Source organism: Paracoccus sanguinis, from assembly GCF_012689545.1.
GTDB lineage: Bacteria > Pseudomonadota > Alphaproteobacteria > Rhodobacterales > Rhodobacteraceae > Paracoccus > Paracoccus panacisoli.
This window is the reverse complement of record NZ_CP051542.1, coordinates 1,464,997-1,481,320: the sequence shown is the minus strand read 5'-3', so window position 1 is coordinate 1,481,320 and position 16,324 is coordinate 1,464,997. Positions and strand designations below refer to the sequence as shown.

Sequence of the window (16,324 nt, the reverse complement as noted above, 5' to 3'; positions counted from 1 at the left end):
CGGAAAGGGCCAGCCGATGACCGACACGACCCCTCCCGCCCCCGAGCCCGTGCTCTCGGCCCCCGCCGCGGCGCCGCAGCCGCGGCCCGCGACGCCGCTTCTCGACCGGGTGTCGGGGCCGGCGGACCTCAAGGCGCTGAGCGACCGCGAGCTGCGCCAGCTGGCCGACGAGCTGCGGTCCGAGACGATCAGCGCGGTGAGCGTCACCGGCGGCCATCTGGGCGCCGGGCTGGGCGTGGTCGAGCTGACCGTCGCGCTGCACGCGGTCTTCGAGAGCCCGCGCGACAAGATCATCTGGGACGTGGGCCACCAGTGCTATCCCCACAAGATCCTGACCGGGCGGCGCGACCGCATCCGCACGCTGCGGATGGAGGGCGGCCTCTCGGGCTTCACCAAGCGCGCCGAGAGCGCGCACGACCCGTTCGGCGCGGGGCATTCGTCCACGTCGATTTCGGCGGCGCTGGGCTTTGCGGTGGCGCGCGATCTGGGCGGCGATCCGGGCGACGCGGTGGCGGTGATCGGCGACGGCGCGATGAGCGCGGGCATGGCCTTCGAGGCGCTGAACAACGCCGGCCACCTGGGCAGCCGGCTGTTCGTGATCCTGAACGACAACGAGATGTCCATCGCCCCCCCGACCGGGGCGCTGTCGTCCTATCTGACCCGCCTTTACACCCGCGGCCCGTTCCAGGAACTCAAGGCCGCCGCCAAGGGCGCCGTGAGCCTGCTGCCCCCGCCGATGCAGGAGGGGGCGCGGCGCGCCAAGGAAATGCTCAAGGGCATGACCATCGGCGGCACGCTGTTCGAGGAGTTGGGGTTTTCCTACATCGGGCCGGTCGACGGCCACGACCTCGAGCAGCTTCTGCCGCTGCTCAGGACGGTGAAGGCGCGGGCCGACGGGCCGGTGCTGATCCACGCGGTGACGAAGAAGGGCAAGGGCTACGCGCCCGCGGAATCCTCGGCCGACCGCGGCCATGCGCGGGCGCGCTTCGACGTGGTGACGGGCGAGCAGGCCAAGGCCAAGTCGAACGCGCCGAGCTATACCTCGGTCTTTGCCAAGGCGCTGATCGCGCAGGCGGAACGCGACGAGAAGATCGTGGCGATCACCGCGGCGATGCCGGACGGGACCGGGCTCAACCTCTTTGCCGAGCGCTTCCCGCGCCGCTGCTTCGACGTGGGGATTGCCGAGCAGCACGCGGTGACGTTCGCTGCGGGGCTGGCGGCGGGCGGGCTGCGGCCGTTCTGCGCGCTCTATTCGACCTTCCTGCAGCGCGGCTACGATCAGGTCGTGCACGATGTGGCGATCCAGCGCCTTCCGGTGCGCTTCGCCATCGACCGGGCCGGGCTGGTCGGCGCCGACGGGGCGACCCATGCCGGGGCCTATGACGTGGCCTTCCTCGCCAACCTGCCCGGCTTCGTGGTCATGGCCGCCGCTGACGAGGCGGAACTCACGCGGATGGTCGCCACCGCCGCGGCGCTGGACGACCGGCCCTCGGCCTTCCGATTCCCGCGCGGCGAGGGCGTGGGGGTCGAGCTACCCGAGCGGGCCGAGCCGCTCGAGATCGGGCGCGGACGGATGATCGCCGAGGGCGGGCGGGTCGCGGTGCTGTCGTTCGGCACGCGGCTGGCCGAGGTGATGGTGGCGCGCGAGGCGCTGGCGCAGCGCGGCATCGCGGTGACGGTGGCGGATGCGCGGTTCGCGAAGCCCTTGGACCGCGAGCTGGTCCTGCGGCTGGCGCGCGAGCACGAGGCGCTGATCACCATCGAGGAGGGCGCGGTCGGCGGGTTCGGCAGCCACGTCGCGCAGCTTCTGGCGGACGAGGGCGTGTTCGACCGCGGGCTGAGGTTCCGCAGCATGGTCCTGCCCGACACGTTCATCGACCATGCCTCGCCCGAGGCGATGTATGCGGCGGCGGCGATGAACGCGCCGCAGATCGAGGCCAAGGTGCTCGAGGTGCTGGGGGTCGCGTCGCTCGGGCGGCGGGCCTGACGCCGGGGGAGAGGCGGGGCCTGGCCGAGACGGTTGGGCCGACGCGGGCGGCCCGCACTGGTCAGGCTCGCGCCCGCCTCAGGTCAGCACCACGATCCCGCTGTGCTTGGCCTTGTGTTCGGGCTCGACGTGGATCGTCACGCGGGTGTCGGGCACCTCAGCCTTGATCGCCGCTTCGACCCGGTCGCAGATCTCGTGCGCGTCAAGGACGGTCATCGCGCCCGGCACGACGAGGTGGAACTCGACGAAGGTCGCGGCGCCGGCATGGCGGGTGCGCAGGTCGTGCGCCTCGACCGCGCCGTGGGCCTCGGTCGAGATGGCGGTGCGGATGCGGTCGAGCGTGTCCTCGGGCACCGCCTCGTCCATCAGCCCGCTGAGCGAATCGCGCACCACGCGGGCGCCCGACCACAGGATGTTGAGCGCCACCACCCCCGCCATGAGCGGGTCGAGCACCAGCCAGCCGGTGACGATGGCCGCAAGCACGCCGAGCGCGACGCCGGCCGAGGTAATGACGTCGGTCCACAGGTGCCGCCCGTCCGCCACCAGCGCGGGTGAGCGCAGCCGCCGCCCCTGCCGCACCAGCACCCCGGCCCAGACCGCGTTGATCGCGGTGGCGGCGCCGTTGAGCAGCAGCCCCTCGATCGGGGCGTCGAGGGCGCGGGGGGCGAAGAACCCGTCCCACGCCTCGCGCAGGATCAGCATCGCGGCGATGATGATCATCACCCCCTCGAGGACGGCGCTGAAGAACTCGGCCTTGTGGTGGCCGAAGGGGTGGTTGGCGTCGGCGGGCAGGGCGGCCACGCGGATCGCCACCAGCGCGGCGATGGCGGTAGCGAGGTTGACGGTGCTTTCCAGCGCGTCCGACAGCAGCGCGACCGAGCCGGTGATCCACCAGGCGAGCGTCTTGAGCCCGAGGACGATGACCCCGATCACCAGGCTGCCGATGGCGAGTTTGAGGGTCGTGGACACGGGGACCGCCGGGCAGTTCGGGTTCGGGGCGCGTATAGACCCCGGGGCGGGGCGGGGCAACCGGCGAGGGCGGGGCGCCTCCGGCGGGGATATTTGGGCAGGGGAGATGGCTCTCGGGGAGAGGGCGGCGGACGCGCGGGCGGTGCGGCGGTGACGGCAGACGGGCCGCTCGCCTTCGGGAGCGGGGGCGGTGCACCGGTGACGGCAGATGCGGAAGGGGGGAGGGGACGGCGGGAGCCGGGCGCACGGCCGCCTCGCCAAAGCGTGTCCTGCGGCGGGCGCGCCCGGGCGCTCTGCGCGGTAGCGGGGCGGCGCGTCGTGGGGCAGGATGGGGGCTCACCGTCCTGTCGGAGCCTGCCCCCATGCGCCTTGCCCCTGCTTCTGCCCTTGCGCTCTCGCTCGGCCTGTCGCTGCTTTGCGGCCCGGCCGCGGCGACGCCGGAATACGTGCTGCCGACGCTCTTCGACGTGACCGGGGTGGCGGCGGGCGACAAGCTCAACATCCGCGAGACGCCGAGCGCGCAGGCGCGGATCATCGGCACGCTGCCCGCCGACGCCAAAGGGGTCGAGGTGGTGGCCGAGCGCGCCGGTTGGGCGCAGGTCAACACCGCCGAGCGGGCGGGGTGGGTCAACGCCCGCTACCTCGCCTATCGCACCGACGTGTGGCTGCCGGGCGGGCTGCCGGCGGGGCTGAACTGCCTCGGGACCGAGCCGTTCTGGTCGGTGCGGCAGGTCGGGCCGCAAGTGGTCTATGAGACGCCCGAGGGCGCCCGCGCGATGGAGCGGCGCGTGGTGCTGGACGACGGCCTGCCGCGCAGCCCGGCGCGGGCGGTGATCGCCGGCGACGGGCAGGGGCGAATGACGGCGGTGATCCAGCCCGCGCAGTGCAGCGACGGGATGTCGGATCGGGTCTACGGGCTGTCGGCGGTGCTGGTCTTCGACGGCGCCGGGCAGCCCAGCCGGATGCAGACCGGGTGCTGCCGCCTCGCGCCTTGAGGCGCCGGGCGCGGGCGGCCAGGGCCGCGACGGCGGCCTCAGCCCTCGGCGGCGAGCAGCGCCTTGAGGCCGCTGCGATAGTCCGGGTGGCGCAGCTGCACCCCCAGCTCGCGCTTGATGCGGTCGTTCGCCACCCGCTTGCTCTCGGCATAGAAGCTGCGCGCCATCGGGGTCATCTCGGCGGTGGCGTAGTCCTCGGCCGGGGGGACCGGCACGCCGAGCAGCGCGGCCGCGTGGGCGATGACCGCCTCGGGCGGGGCGGGGTCATCGTCGCAGAGGTTGTAGATCGCGCCCGGGTTCGGCCGCGCGATCGAGGCGGCGAGGGTCTGGGCGATGTCCTCGGCGTGGATGCGCGAGAACACCTGGCCGGGCTTGACGATGCGGCGGGCGGTGCCCTCGCGCAGCTTCTGGAACGGGCCGCGGCCGGGGCCGTAGATTCCGGCAAGGCGGAAGATATGCAGCGGTAGCCCGTGGGCCGCGGCCAGCGCCTGCCACGCGGCCTCGGCGGCGACGCGCTGCTGGCCGCGGCGGGTGGCGGGGGTGAGGGGGGTGGTCTCGTCGACCCAGCCGCCCGCGTGGTCGCCATAGACCCCTGTGGTCGAGAGATAGCCGAGCCAGCGGGTCGGGGCGGTGGCCAGCGCGTCGGCGAAGTCGCGCAGCGCCGGGTCGCCCTCGGCGTCGGGGCCAGCGCTGATCAGGATGGCGTCGGCGCGGGCGATCTCGGCGCGGATCGCGGGCTCCTCGCCCGGCCAGCGCAGCGGGGTCGCGCCGGCGTCCGCCACGCGGGCGGGGTCGTCGCGGGTGGTGCCGGTGACGGCCCAGCCCCGCGGGACCAGCAGCCGGGTCAGGAACCCGGCCGAATAGCCGTGGCCGAGGACCACGAGCCTCATGGACGCGACAGGCCCATCACCTCGGCGCCGATGGCGAAGGACCGCAGCCGCGCCTCGGGGTCCCAGATGTTGCCAGTCAGGATCAGCTCGTCGGGCTGGTAGCGGGCGACCAGCGCATCGAGCTGCGCCTTGACCGCCTCGGGCCCGCCCACGGCCGAGACGCTGAGCAGGCTGTCCACCATCGACTGGAACTGCGGCGGCACCACGCTGTCGAGGTCATCGACGGGCGGCGGCAGCTTGCCGGGGGTGCCGGTGCGCAGGCGATAGAAGCTCTGCTGCTGGCTGGTCCGCAGCTTGCGCGCCGCGGCGTCCGTGTCGGCCGCGACCAGGTTCGCGGCCAGCATGAAGCGCGGGGACTGGCCCCAGGGGCCGGGCTCGAAGCGGGTGCGGTAGAGCCGCAGCGCCTCGTCGAGGTCGTTCGGCGCGAAGTGGCTGGCGAAGGCGTAGGGCAGGCCGAGCGCCGCGGCGAGGCTTGCCCCGTAGAGCGACGAGCCGAGGATCCAGACCGGGACGTTGGTGCCCTGCCCGGGGTGGGCGGCGACCGGGGCGCCGGGACGCTCGGGACCGAGGTAGGACAGCAGCTCCACCACGTCGTTCGGAAAGTCGTCGTTGCGGCTCATCCCGCGGCGCAGGGCGCGCATCACCGCCCCGTCGCCGCCCGGCGCGCGGCCGAGCCCGAGGTCGATGCGCGGGCCGTGGATCGTGGCGAGGGTGCCGAACGCCTCGGCCACCGCGAGGGGGGCGTGGTTCGGCAGCATGATCCCGCCGGCGCCGACGCGGATGCGCTTGGTGTGGTCGGCGATGTGGCCGATCAGCACGGCGGTGGCGGCGCTGGCGATGCCGGGCAGGTTGTGGTGCTCGGCCAGCCAGTAGCGGGCGTAGCCTTGCGTTTCGGCGGCCTGGGCCAGCGCGATGCTGCTGGCGATGGCGGCGCGCGCGTCCGACCCCTGGGGGACCGGCGCGAGGTCGAGAATCGAGATGTCCATGCCGCAGAGATAGGGGCCGCGCCGGGGCCTTGCCAGAGGCGCCGCCCGGCTGACGTCAGGTTGCCCGAGGCCGGGCGATCCGCAGACCAGCGACGGGGAGAAAACCGAACGCCCGGCTTCTTTCTTGCCCAAATATCCCGGGGTCCGGGGCAGCGCCCCGGCCGGCGGCGGTGACGGGCGGGACGCCGGTCGCCTCGCCCCGGCGTGATTTCCCCTTGGGGCCGCGCCGCGTTACCCCTGCGGACGACCCCCAGAAGGAGAAACCGCCCATGACCCGTCTGCCCCTGCGCGTTGCCGCGCTGCTCGCCCTGCCGCTGCTCGCCGCCCCGCTGCTGGCGGCGCCGGGTCTGGCCGAGACGCCCTCGAACCGGCCCGAGGACGGCGCGTTCACCTCGCAGGTCACGTTCCGCTGCGAGCGCGGGGCGGTGGTGCCCGTCACCTATGTGAACCTGCCGGGGGCCGAGGGCTTTGCCGTGGTCCAGATCGACGGGCAGCAGATCGCCATGAAGCAGGTCGCCTCGGGGTCGGGACTGCGCTTCCGCTCGGTCGATGCCGAGCGGCCCTATGCGCTGCACGCCAAGTCCCGCGCGGGGACGTTCTTCTACGGCGCCGACGACAACCCGGCGACGATCCTCGGGACCTGCGAAGCCGACTGACGGGCGACGGGTTCACCTGCCCCGCCCCCCGCGTCTTGCCCCCCGCGTCTTGCCACCGTCAGGCGGCGCGGGCAGTCTGGCCGCGCCAGAGGAGCCGCCCGATGTCCCAGACCACCCGCCTGCTGCCGGTCGAAACCCCCGAGCCGGTGGAGCGCACCTATTTCGACGACCCGGTCGCGGCCGTGGACCGGCTGACCGAGCTTTACGCCCGCGCGACCGGCTGGCTCAAGGACCGCTTCGTGGACAGCATCGGCGGGGCCACGCCCGAGGCGCGGTACCGCGCCTATTACCCCGAGCTGCGGCTGACCACGGCCAGCCACTCGCTGGGCGACTCGCGCCTGTCCTTCGGTCATGTCGCGCTGCCGGGCAGCTATGTGGCGACGATCACCCGGCCGGACCTGTTCCGCGACTATCTGATCCAGCAGATCGGCCTGCTGATCCGCAACCACCAGGTGCCGGTCGCGGTGGGCGACAGCGACACGCCGATCCCGGTGCATTTCGCCGTCGCCGCGCAGACCGACCTGAACGTCCCGCAAGAGGGGGTGCTGACCTTCTCGCTGCGCGATGTGTTCGATGTCCCCGACCTCGACACGATGAACGACGACATCGTGAACGGCATCGCCCAGCCGGGCGCGGACGGGACGCGGCACCTTGCGCCCTTCACCGCGCAGCGGGTGGATTACTCGCTGGCGCGGCTGTCGCATTACACCGCGACCGCGCCCGAGCATTTCCAGACCTTCGTGCTCTTCACCAACTACCAGTTCTACGTCGACGAGTTCGAGGCCTTCGCCCGCCGCGCGCTGGCCGATCCGGCCTCGGGCTACTCGGCCTTCGTGGCGCCGGGGGACCAGGTGCTCGAACGGCCCGAGGATGTGCTGGTGACCGGCACCAAGACGCCGCAGATGCCGGCCTATCACCTCAAGCGCCCGGACGGGCAGGGGATCACGCTGGTCAACATCGGCGTCGGCCCGTCGAACGCCAAGACCGCCACCGACCACATCGCCGTGCTGCGCCCGCACGCCTGGCTGATGGTCGGCCATTGCGCGGGGCTGCGCAACAGCCAGCGGCTGGGCGACTATGTGCTGGCCCACGCCTATCTGCGCGAGGATCACGTGCTGGACGACGACCTGCCGGTGTGGGTGCCGATCCCGGCCCTGGCCGAGGTGCAGGTGGCGCTGGAAGAGGCGGTGGCCGAGATCACCCGGCTCGAGGGATTCGAGCTCAAGCGGATCATGCGCACCGGCACCGTCGCCACCATCGACAACCGCAACTGGGAGCTGCGCGACCAGTCCGGCCCGGTGCAGCGCCTGTCGCAGTCGCGCGCCGTGGCGCTGGACATGGAAAGCGCCACCATCGCCGCCAACGGCTTCCGCTTCCGGGTGCCCTACGGCACGCTGCTCTGCGTCTCGGACCGGCCGCTGCATGGCGAGCTGAAGCTGCCGGGGATGGCCACCGACTTCTATCGCACCCAGGTCGCGAGCCATCTGCTGATCGGCATCCGGGCGATGGAGAAGCTGCGCGAGATGCCGCTCGAGCGCATCCACTCGCGCAAGCTGCGGTCCTTCGACGAGACGGCGTTCCTGTAGCGCGGCCCCCCCGCGACAACGGGTCAGCGCCGCCAGGGCGTTGATTTCTGGTATGATGCGTTCCCCGAACGGACGGGCGGAAGGGAACGTGACATGGCGACTCTGCAGCTCTACCTCCCCGGCGATTTCTCGGCCGGCCACCTCGACCAGATTCTGGCGACGACGCTGACGGCGCCGTCCGAGACGGCGATGATCCATCAGGACGGCGGCGCGGCGACGATTTTTTCGGGCAGCTTCAACGATGAGTGGCATTACCCCGACTGGACCGGCACCGTCTCGGCCGTGCTGCACGAGCGGGACGGGGTGCGCGCACTGTGGATGGAAGGGCTGAACGTGGCCTATCCCTCGGTGTTGACGGGGTTCGACTATGCCCGGTTCTTCATCGACGCGCTCGAGTATCAGGACACGATCCACGGCAGCCAAGGCGCCGACTGGCTGAACGGCTTTGCCGACAACGACCGGATCTGGGGCGGGGCAGGCCACGACACGCTCGAGGGCGGCGCGGGCAACGACACCATCGACGGGGATTCGGGCAACGACCTGTTTCTGGCCGATGCGGCGGTGTCGGGCGACTGGATCGAGGGCGACGACGGCATCGACACGCTGAGCTATGCCGGGATCACCGGGGCGGTGACGCTGAACCTCGGGCTGACCGGGGCGCAGAACGTCGAGGGCGGCCGGGTCTCGGGGGTCGAGAACCTGATCGGCGGGACCGCCGGCGACCGGCTGAGCGGCAGCGCGGTGGCCAACCGGATCGAGGGCGGCGCGGGTGCGGACACGCTCTGGGGCGCGGCGGGGGCCGATACGCTGATCGGCGGGACGGGCGACGACCTGCTGGTCGGCGGGGCCGGGGCGGACCGGCTGGACGGCGGGGCGGGGCGCGACCGGGTGCTCTGGACCGGCGCGGGGGCGGTGACGGCGGACCTCGGGGCAGGCGCGGCCAGCGGGGGCGAGGGGCCGGACGCGCTGGTCGGGATCGAGGATGCGACGAGCGGCGCGGGTCACGACAGCCTGACCGGCAGCGCGGCGGCCAACCGGCTGGACGGCGGGCTGGGCCACGACCTGCTGCGCGGGCTCGCCGGGGCCGACGAGCTGGTCGGGAACGCCGGCGACGACCGGCTGGACGGCGGGGCCGGGAACGATGTGCTGCTGGGCGGCGCGGGCCGCGACTGGGCCGTCTATGGCTCGGGCGCGAACGTCGCAGTGGTGCTGTCGGCGGTCGCGGCCCAGCAGACCGGCGAGGGCGTGGACCGGCTGAGCAGCATCGAGAACCTCGTCACCGGGGCGGGGAACGACGGGCTCACCGGCTCGGCCGTGGCGAACGTGCTGGTCGCGGGCGCGGGCAGCGACGTGCTGGTGGGCGCCGGCGGCGACGACACGCTGTCGGGCGAGGCGGGGCTCGACCGGCTGTTCGGCAACGAGGGCGCCGACTGGCTGGCGGGCGGGACCGGCAACGACGTGCTGGCCGGCGGCGCGGGGGCGGACCGCTTCGTCTTCCTGCCGGGCGACGGCGCCGACCGGGTCGCGGATTTCGAGGACGGGCTGGACCGGCTGGTCTTCGACGCGCCCGGCCCCGGGCCGGCGGCGTTTCAGGTCATCGACCAGGGCCCGGACGCGGTGGTCGTCTGCCTCGGCCTGCGGGTGCTGCTCAGCGGCGTGGATCACGCGCTGATCTCGGCCGCCGACATCGCGTTCGTCTGAGACGGCCGGGGCCGCAACGGTCGCGACCGGGGGATGGGGGCGGCGGCGCGATCCCGCCCCTGCCTGCGGGGCCTCTCGGGTGTCCGTCCCCCGGCTCTTTTTTGCCGTATCCCGCGCCCGTGCCCGATTGCGACATCAAAAGGGCTTGAAATGCAGGGTGAAACCGGCTGTAGCAGTCGCATTGCCAGCGCGACTGGCACGGAAAACCGACAGACGAGGAGACAGGCCATGGCGAAAGCCCCGGCGAAGCCGATGACCAAGACGCAACTCGTGGCTGCACTGGCCGATGAGATGGGCAGCGACAAGAAATCCGCGACGGCTGCTCTGGACGCGATTTCGGCGGTCGTCAGCCGCACCGTCGCCGAAGGCGGCGCCCTGACCCTGCCGGGGATCGGCAAGGTCGGCGTGCGCGCCCGCCCCGAGCGCCAGGTCCGCAACCCGCAGACCCAGGAAATGATGACCAAGCCGGCCGACAAGGTGGTCAAGATCACCATCGCCAAGGCGCTGAAGGACAGCGTCAACGCCTGATCGGGCGTGACGGCTGCAAGGTTCGAAAGGGGGTCGCTGGCATCGCGGCCCCCTTTCTCGATCTGCGAAAGGGACTGCCGGCATGACCCGGACCGTTGACGATGCGCTGGCCGAGGCCGGCGCGGGACGCTTTCAGCTTCGGCTGATGGGAATTTTCGGCCTCGTGTGGGCCGCCGACGCGATGCAGGTGATCGCGGTCGGCTTTGCGGCGCCCTCGATCGCCAAGCATTTCGGCGTCGAGATGAAGGTCGCGCTGCAGACCGGCACCCTGTTCTTCCTGGGGATGTTCGTCGGCGCCTTCCTGTTCGGGCGGCTGGCCGACCGGATCGGGCGGCGCAACGTGCTGCTGGCGACGGTGACGGCGGATGCGGTGTTCGGCATCGCCTCGATCTTCGCGCCGAGCTTCGGCTGGCTGCTGGCGCTGCGCTTCCTGACCGGCGCCGCGGTGGGCGGCACGCTGCCGGTCGACTACGCCATGATGGCCGAGTTCCTGCCGCCGAAGAACCGCGGCCGCTGGCTCGTCTGGCTCGAGGGGTTCTGGGCGGTCGGCACGCTGGTCGTGGCGCTGACCGCGTGGTGGGCGGCGAGCGCCGGGATCGCGGCGCCGTGGAAGCTGATCTACCTCGTCGCGGCGCTGCCGGCCTGCCTGGGCATCTTCCTGCGGCTCTGGGTGCCGGAATCGCCCATGTTCCTGCTGCGCCGCGACCGCGAGCCCGAGGCGCGCGCCATCGTCAACCGCATCCGCCGGGTGAACGGCACCGCGCCGCTGGCCGAGGCCGAGCGGCTGGTGATCCCGCCGACCGCGCCGACCCCGCAGGGGGGCATCTTCGCCCCGGCGCTGGCGCGCACCACGGTCGCCGTGCTGGCGGTGTGGTTCCTCGTCTCGCTCAGCTACTACGGGGTCTTCGTCTGGACGCCGGGCAAGCTCGCCGCCGGAGGCTTCGGCTTCGTCAAGGGCTACAGCTTCCTCGTCTGGCTGGCGCTCGCGCAGCTGCCGGGCTACGCGCTCGCCGCCTGGGGGGTCGAGACGCTGGGCCGCAAGACGACGCTCAGGGTGTTCCTGATGCTGTCGGCGGCGGGGTGTCTGCTCTTCGTCACCGCCGGGTCGGGGACGATGGTGGGCGCGGCGCTGCTGCTGATGAGCTTTGCTCTGCTCGGCACCTGGGGCGCGCTCTATGCGCTGACGCCCGAGCTTTACCCGACGACGCTGCGCGCGACCGGCATGGGCACGGCGGGGGCGGTGGCGCGGCTGGGGGGCCTCGCCGCGCCCTCGGTCATGGCGGCGCTCGCCACGCGCGACTTCAACGCGATGATCGGGCTGTTTGCGGCGCTGCTGGCGCTGGCGGCGATCGCCTCGTTGATGATCGGGCGCGAGACGCGCGACGCCTCGATCGCGTGAGCGGTCGCGCGGGGATCTGAGCCGGAAAGACCGCGTCTTTCCGGTCCAGAACCCCAGCTTTCAGGCGGCGGGGACGAACACCCGGCTGGGGTGGACCTCGCCGCCGAGATAGCGGCCGATGGCGATGGCGCGGCCGGCGTGGCTGACCCAGACCTCGGTGCCGTATTCGGCGTGGCCCAGCACCTGGCCGGGGTTGCCGTGGCCGAGCCGCACCGCCCCCTGATCGGTGGCGCGCATCTCGGGCAGGTCGAGCGCGGCCTCGATGGGCTTGAGCGCGGCCTCGAGGTCCGCCTGGTTGGCGCGGTCCACGCGGTCGAGGGGGATCGCGTCGGCCACATCGAACGGCCCCGACCAGACCCGGCGCAGCGTGGCGACATGGCCGAGGCAGCCGAGCGTCCTTCCCAAGTCGCGGGCGATGCTGCGGACATAGCCGCCCTTGCCGCAGACCATGTGCAGATCGGCGCCGTCCGCGTGGGCTTCGGTCAGGGAGAGGTCCTCGACCCAGAGCGGGCGGGGGGCAAGCTCCACCGTCTCGCCCGCGCGGGCGAGGTCGTAGGCGCGCGCGCCCTCGACCCGCACGGCCGAGACGGCGGGGGGGACCTGCAGGATCTCGCCGCGGAAGGCGGGCAGCGCGGCCTCGATCGCAGCGGCCGAGGGGCGGGTGTCGGCGGTGCGGGTCACCGTGCCCGCGGCATCGTCGGTGCTGGTCTCGGCGCCCCAGGTCACCGTGAAATCATAGGCCTTGAGCGCCTCGGCGAGGTAGGGGACGGTCTTCGTCGCCTCGCCCAGCGCCACCGCCAGCAACCCCGTCGCATCGGGGTCGAGCGTGCCGGCGTGCCCGGCCTTCTTCGCGTCCAGCGCCCAGCGCACCCGGCCCACGACGTCGGTCGAGCCGACGCCCGCGGGCTTGTCCACGAGCAGCCAGCCCGAGATGTCGCGGCCCTTCTTGCGTGCCATCAGGGCTGCTCCACATAGCCGATGATCGGGCCCATCGTCCGGCCCCAGTCGGCGCGGTTCAGCGCCGGCGCATAGAGGCGGCTGATCGAGCCGTCGAAATAGAGCGCGTTGCGCGCCCCGAGTTCGTCGCGGAAGAACCGGGCGAATTCGTGGAAGGTCACCGCCCGGTCCGAGATGACGAACCACGCCGTCTTCATGTCGCGCGAGACGCCGACCCCGTTGCGGATGTAGCGGCTGGTCGAGGTGGCGTCGAAGCGCGGGTGCAGCGCGCCGTCGATCACCAGCATCGGCCCGGACTGGGTCGCCAGCCGGCAGGCGGGGTTCGCCTTGGCGAAGCGGCGGCTTTCGATCACCTGGAAGGGGGCCTTGGCGCCGACGCAGAAGACCCCGTTCGGGCGCATCCCGAAGTTGCCGCCGCCGCCCGCGGTGACCAGTTGCCCGCGCTCGACCCCGCCCGAGCGGTAGAGGCCGACCGGCGCATAGTCGGGGTGAAACATCCCCGCGTTCATGGCGAAGCCCAGCACCTCGCCGGACCCGAGCGTGCGGCGGACGGCGGTGAAGTCGCCCAGCGTCTTGCCGCTGTCGTCGTCGAGCCAGAGCCGCAGCCGGTCCTGCCGGTCGCCGGTGACGGTGCAGACGGCGTAGCCCGTCCCCTCGAACGCCCGCCGCTCGCAGAGGTCGGCGACCGCGGGCAGGGTCATGGCGACGAGCGCGCCGACCGCCAGCCCGAGCCGCCGCTTGAGGTCAGCGAGGCTCATCGTCGCGGGGCGTGTCGTCGCCGGTCTCGCGGGCAAGGTCGGCGCCTTCGTCCCAGTCCTCGGCCTCGGCCTCGTCGTCCGCCTCGATGTCGCGGCGGACGCGCTCGTCGGCGAACATCCGGCGGGTGTCGTCCATGCGGTCGAATGTCTCGTCGAGGATGAAGCGCAGGTCGGGGGCGTATTTCAGCGTCATCTCGCGGGCGACGTGGTGGCGCAGCTCGCGGGTGTTGCGGCGCAGCGCGGCCAGCGCCTCTTCGGCATCATGGCCGCCCAGCGGCATGACATAGACCGTGGCGACCTTGAGGTCGGGCGAGGCCTTGACCTCGCCCACGGTGATCGAGCGGCGGTTCAGCTCGGGGTCGTGCACGTCGCCGCGCATGAGCACGTCCGACAGCGTGCGCCGGATCAGTTCGCCGACGCGCAGCTGGCGCTGGGACGGGCCGGACCCGTGATGGAAGCGATTGGAAGCCATGCGCCCCATCTAGGGGGTCGCGGGGCGGCTCGCAACGGGATAGGCATCGGGGAAATCAGGACGGAGCGCGCGCATGGACACCCCCGGCACCCAGACCCCCGGCCCCCAGAAGCCCGGCATCGTCATCACCGGCGTTTCCGGCCGGATGGGCCGGATGCTGGTGCGCGAGGTGCTGGCGTCGGACGCCTGCCGGCTGGTCGGCGCGCTCGAGCGGCCGGGGCACGACTGGGTGGGGCGCGACCTCGGCGCGGCGCTGGGCGGGGCGGACCTGGGGGTGACCGTCAGCGACGATCCGATCGCCACGATCGCGCGGGCGCAGGCGGTGATCGACTTCACCAGCCCCGCGGCGACGGTGGGGTTTGCCGAGCTGACCGCGCAGGCGCGGGCGGTCCATGTGATCGGGACGACCGGGCTCTCGGCCGACGACCTGCGCGCCATCGCGGCGGCGGCGCGCCATGCGCCGATCATCCGGGCGGGGAACATGAGCCTGGGCGTCAACCTGCTTGTCGGGCTGACGCGGCGGGTGGCGGCGGCGCTGGGAACCGACTGGGACATCGAGATCGTCGAGGCGCATCATCGCATGAAGGTCGATGCGCCGTCGGGGACCGCGCTGATGCTGGGCGAGGCGGCGGCCGAGGGGCGGGGCGTGACGCTGGACGCCGTGCGGACCCCGGCGCGCGAGGGCGTGACCGGCGCGCGGGCGGCGGGCAGCATCGGGTTCTCGGCCATCCGCGGCGGCGACGTGGTGGGCGAGCACGACGTGATCTTCGCTGCCGATGGCGAGCGGGTGGTGCTGCGCCACCTTGCCACCGACCGGGCGATCTTCGCCCGCGGGGCGCTGCGCGCGGCGCTCTGGGGGCAGGACAAGGGGCCGGGCGAATACGACATGGCCGACGTGCTGGGGCTGTAGCCGCCGCCGATTCGGCAGGATGTTGCGCGCGGGCGGGCGCTGGCGGGCTGATTGCCGGCGCATTGGCTGAATGGAGCAACAATCCGCGGCGCAAGGTGCCTGAAACGCGCGTTTCTTCGCGCGCCTGCGACAAACACGCACAACTTCGGCAGCACCTTGCCGCGGCTTTCGCCGATCCTTGCCGGGCAATCATCGCAAGGGGGCGGGGCCATGAAGATCGTCGTGCTGGGAGCGGGTGTGATCGGCGTCACCTCGGCGTGGGAACTGTCCCGGGCCGGGCACGAGGTCACGGTCGTGGACCGCCAGCCGGCCGCGGCGATGGAAACCTCGTTCGCCAACGCCGGCGAGATCTCGCCCGGCTACTCGACCCCCTGGGCCGCCCCCGGGATCCCGCAGAAGGCGCTGCGCTGGATGTTCCAGCGCCACGCGCCGCTGGTGCTGCACGCCTCGGCCGACCCGGTGCGGGCGGGCTGGATGGCGAAGATGCTGGGGAACTGCACCTCGGACGCCTATGCCGTGAACAAGTCCCGGATGATGCGGGTCGCCGAATATTCGCGCGACCGGCTGCAGGCGCTGCGCGAGGAAACCGGCATCCGCTACGACGAGCGTACGCAGGGCACGCTGCAGGTGTTCCGCAAGCCCGAGCAGCTCGTGGCGGTGCAGAAGGACATCAAGGTGCTCAAGGCCGACGGCGTGGCCTATGAAGAGCTCGACGTGGCGGGCTGCATCGCCGCCGAGCCGGGGCTGGCGGGGGCGCGCGAGCGCCTCGTCGGCGGGCTGCGGCTGCCGGGCGACGAGACCGGCGACTGCCACATCTTCACGCAAGCCCTCGCGGCGCTGGCGGCCGAGGCGGGGGTGGTGTTCCACTACGGCACCACCATCCACGGGCTCGAGGGGACGCGGGGCCGGATCACCGCGGCGCTGACCTCGGCCGGGCGGTTCGAGGCGGATGCGTTCGTGGTGGCGCTGGGGTCGCACTCGCCGGCGCTGGTGGCGCCGTTCGGGATCAAACTGCCGGTGCATCCGGTCAAGGGCTACTCGCTGACGCTGCCGATCGTGGACGAGGCGCGGGCGCCCGTCTCGACGGTGATGGACGAGACCTACAAGGTGGCGATCACCCGGCTGGGCGACCGCATCCGCGTGGGCGGGTTGGCCGAGCTGGCGGGGTTCGACCTCACCCTGTCGCCGCGGCGGCGGGCGACGCTCGCCAAGTCCGTGGGCGAGCTTTTTGGCGGCGCGGGCGATCTGGAGCGGGCGACGTTCTGGACCGGCCTGCGGCCGATGACGCCGGATGGGACGCCGATCATCGGCGCCACGGCGACCGGGAACCTGTGGGTGAACACCGGGCACGGGACGCTGGGCTGGACGATGGCGGCGGGCTCGGCCCGGGTGCTGGCCGACCTGATGAGCGGCCGGACCCCGGCGATCCGCTCGGACGACCTGTCGGTGGCGCGCTACGGGCGCGGCCGGCGGGCGACGGCGCCGGCGCTGCACCCGCAGGCGGCCTGAAGGGCGGCGATGGACCGGGGC

14 protein-coding genes and 1 pseudogene are annotated in these 16,324 nt (G+C 72.8%); 9 read left to right on the top strand and 6 right to left on the bottom strand.

Annotated elements, in window-relative coordinates:
- The first annotated feature begins 16 nt into the window (after positions 1-16).
- Positions 17-1,987 (top strand): 1-deoxy-D-xylulose-5-phosphate synthase, encoded by a 1,971-nt coding sequence (dxs, locus tag HGN31_RS07030; protein WP_168782760.1) that lies wholly within the window; start codon positions 17-19, stop codon positions 1,985-1,987.
- A 78-nt stretch (positions 1,988-2,065) separates the two neighbouring features.
- On the opposite strand, the gene HGN31_RS07025 is transcribed toward dxs, so the two are convergent.
- Complete coding sequence (locus HGN31_RS07025) at positions 2,066-2,956, bottom strand: cation diffusion facilitator family transporter (protein WP_043131967.1); 891 nt, start codon at positions 2,954-2,956, stop codon at positions 2,066-2,068.
- Positions 2,957-3,318: 362 nt separating this feature from the next.
- Here HGN31_RS07025 and HGN31_RS07020 point away from each other — a divergent pair, with 362 nt between their 5' ends.
- Positions 3,319-3,951: a COG3650 family protein gene (locus HGN31_RS07020; RefSeq protein ID WP_052513192.1), complete on the top strand. Its 633-nt coding sequence runs from the start codon at positions 3,319-3,321 to the stop codon at positions 3,949-3,951.
- 38 nt (positions 3,952-3,989) lie between these two features.
- On the opposite strand, the gene HGN31_RS07015 is transcribed toward HGN31_RS07020, so the two are convergent.
- Together HGN31_RS07015 and HGN31_RS07010 are read right to left on the bottom strand one after the other, a co-directional pair.
- The gene (locus HGN31_RS07015) at positions 3,990-4,841 is read right to left on the bottom strand and encodes an SDR family oxidoreductase (RefSeq protein ID WP_168782759.1); all 852 of its coding nucleotides are present in this window, start codon (positions 4,839-4,841) and stop codon (positions 3,990-3,992) included.
- Positions 4,838-5,827 (bottom strand): LLM class flavin-dependent oxidoreductase, encoded by a 990-nt coding sequence (locus tag HGN31_RS07010; protein ID WP_043134088.1) that lies wholly within the window; start codon positions 5,825-5,827, stop codon positions 4,838-4,840. Before HGN31_RS07010 ends, HGN31_RS07015 begins: the two co-directional genes overlap by 4 nt.
- 269 nt (positions 5,828-6,096) lie before the next feature.
- Here HGN31_RS07010 and HGN31_RS07005 point away from each other — a divergent pair, with 269 nt between their 5' ends.
- The 5 genes from HGN31_RS07005 to HGN31_RS06985 all read left to right on the top strand — a co-directional run bounded on the left by HGN31_RS07005 (position 6,097) and on the right by HGN31_RS06985 (position 11,697).
- Positions 6,097-6,483, top strand: a complete 387-nt coding sequence (locus HGN31_RS07005; RefSeq protein ID WP_168782758.1) for an MliC family protein — start codon at positions 6,097-6,099, stop codon at positions 6,481-6,483.
- 101 nt (positions 6,484-6,584) lie between these two features.
- Positions 6,585-8,069, top strand: coding sequence for an AMP nucleosidase (locus HGN31_RS07000; RefSeq protein ID WP_168782757.1), 1,485 nt, complete (start codon positions 6,585-6,587; stop codon positions 8,067-8,069).
- 93 nt (positions 8,070-8,162) lie between these two features.
- Positions 8,163-9,770 (top strand): calcium-binding protein, encoded by a 1,608-nt coding sequence (locus HGN31_RS06995; protein WP_168782756.1) that lies wholly within the window; start codon positions 8,163-8,165, stop codon positions 9,768-9,770.
- Positions 9,771-9,998: 228 nt separating this feature from the next.
- Complete coding sequence (locus HGN31_RS06990; RefSeq protein WP_036700771.1) at positions 9,999-10,298, top strand: HU family DNA-binding protein; 300 nt, start codon at positions 9,999-10,001, stop codon at positions 10,296-10,298.
- Positions 10,299-10,380: 82 nt separating this feature from the next.
- A complete protein-coding gene (locus tag HGN31_RS06985; RefSeq protein ID WP_168782755.1) occupies positions 10,381-11,697 on the top strand; it encodes an MFS transporter in 1,317 nt (438 codons plus the stop codon).
- A gap of 60 nt (positions 11,698-11,757) precedes the next feature.
- On the opposite strand, the gene truB is transcribed toward HGN31_RS06985, so the two are convergent.
- The 3 genes and pseudogenes from truB to rbfA form a co-directional block, all read right to left on the bottom strand.
- A complete protein-coding gene (truB, locus tag HGN31_RS06980; RefSeq protein WP_168782754.1) occupies positions 11,758-12,654 on the bottom strand; it encodes a tRNA pseudouridine(55) synthase TruB in 897 nt (298 codons plus the stop codon).
- Positions 12,654-13,412: a phosphodiester glycosidase family protein gene (locus HGN31_RS06975; RefSeq protein WP_168782753.1), complete on the bottom strand. Its 759-nt coding sequence runs from the start codon at positions 13,410-13,412 to the stop codon at positions 12,654-12,656. The genes truB and HGN31_RS06975 overlap by 1 nt, the downstream gene beginning before the upstream one ends.
- Before the next feature lie 58 nt (positions 13,413-13,470).
- Positions 13,471-13,893 (bottom strand): annotated as a pseudogene (gene rbfA, locus HGN31_RS06970) (30S ribosome-binding factor RbfA); the annotation flags it as partial.
- Positions 13,894-13,957: 64 nt separating this feature from the next.
- Here rbfA and dapB point away from each other — a divergent pair.
- Positions 13,958-14,794 carry a 4-hydroxy-tetrahydrodipicolinate reductase gene (gene dapB, locus HGN31_RS06965; RefSeq protein WP_168782751.1) on the top strand — a complete coding sequence of 279 codons (837 nt, stop codon included), beginning with the start codon at positions 13,958-13,960 and terminating at the stop codon, positions 14,792-14,794.
- 210 nt (positions 14,795-15,004) lie between these two features.
- Entirely contained in the window at positions 15,005-16,303 is a 1,299-nt protein-coding gene (locus HGN31_RS06960) for a D-amino acid dehydrogenase (RefSeq protein ID WP_036700785.1), read from the top strand.
- The last annotated feature ends 21 nt before the right edge of the window (positions 16,304-16,324 follow it).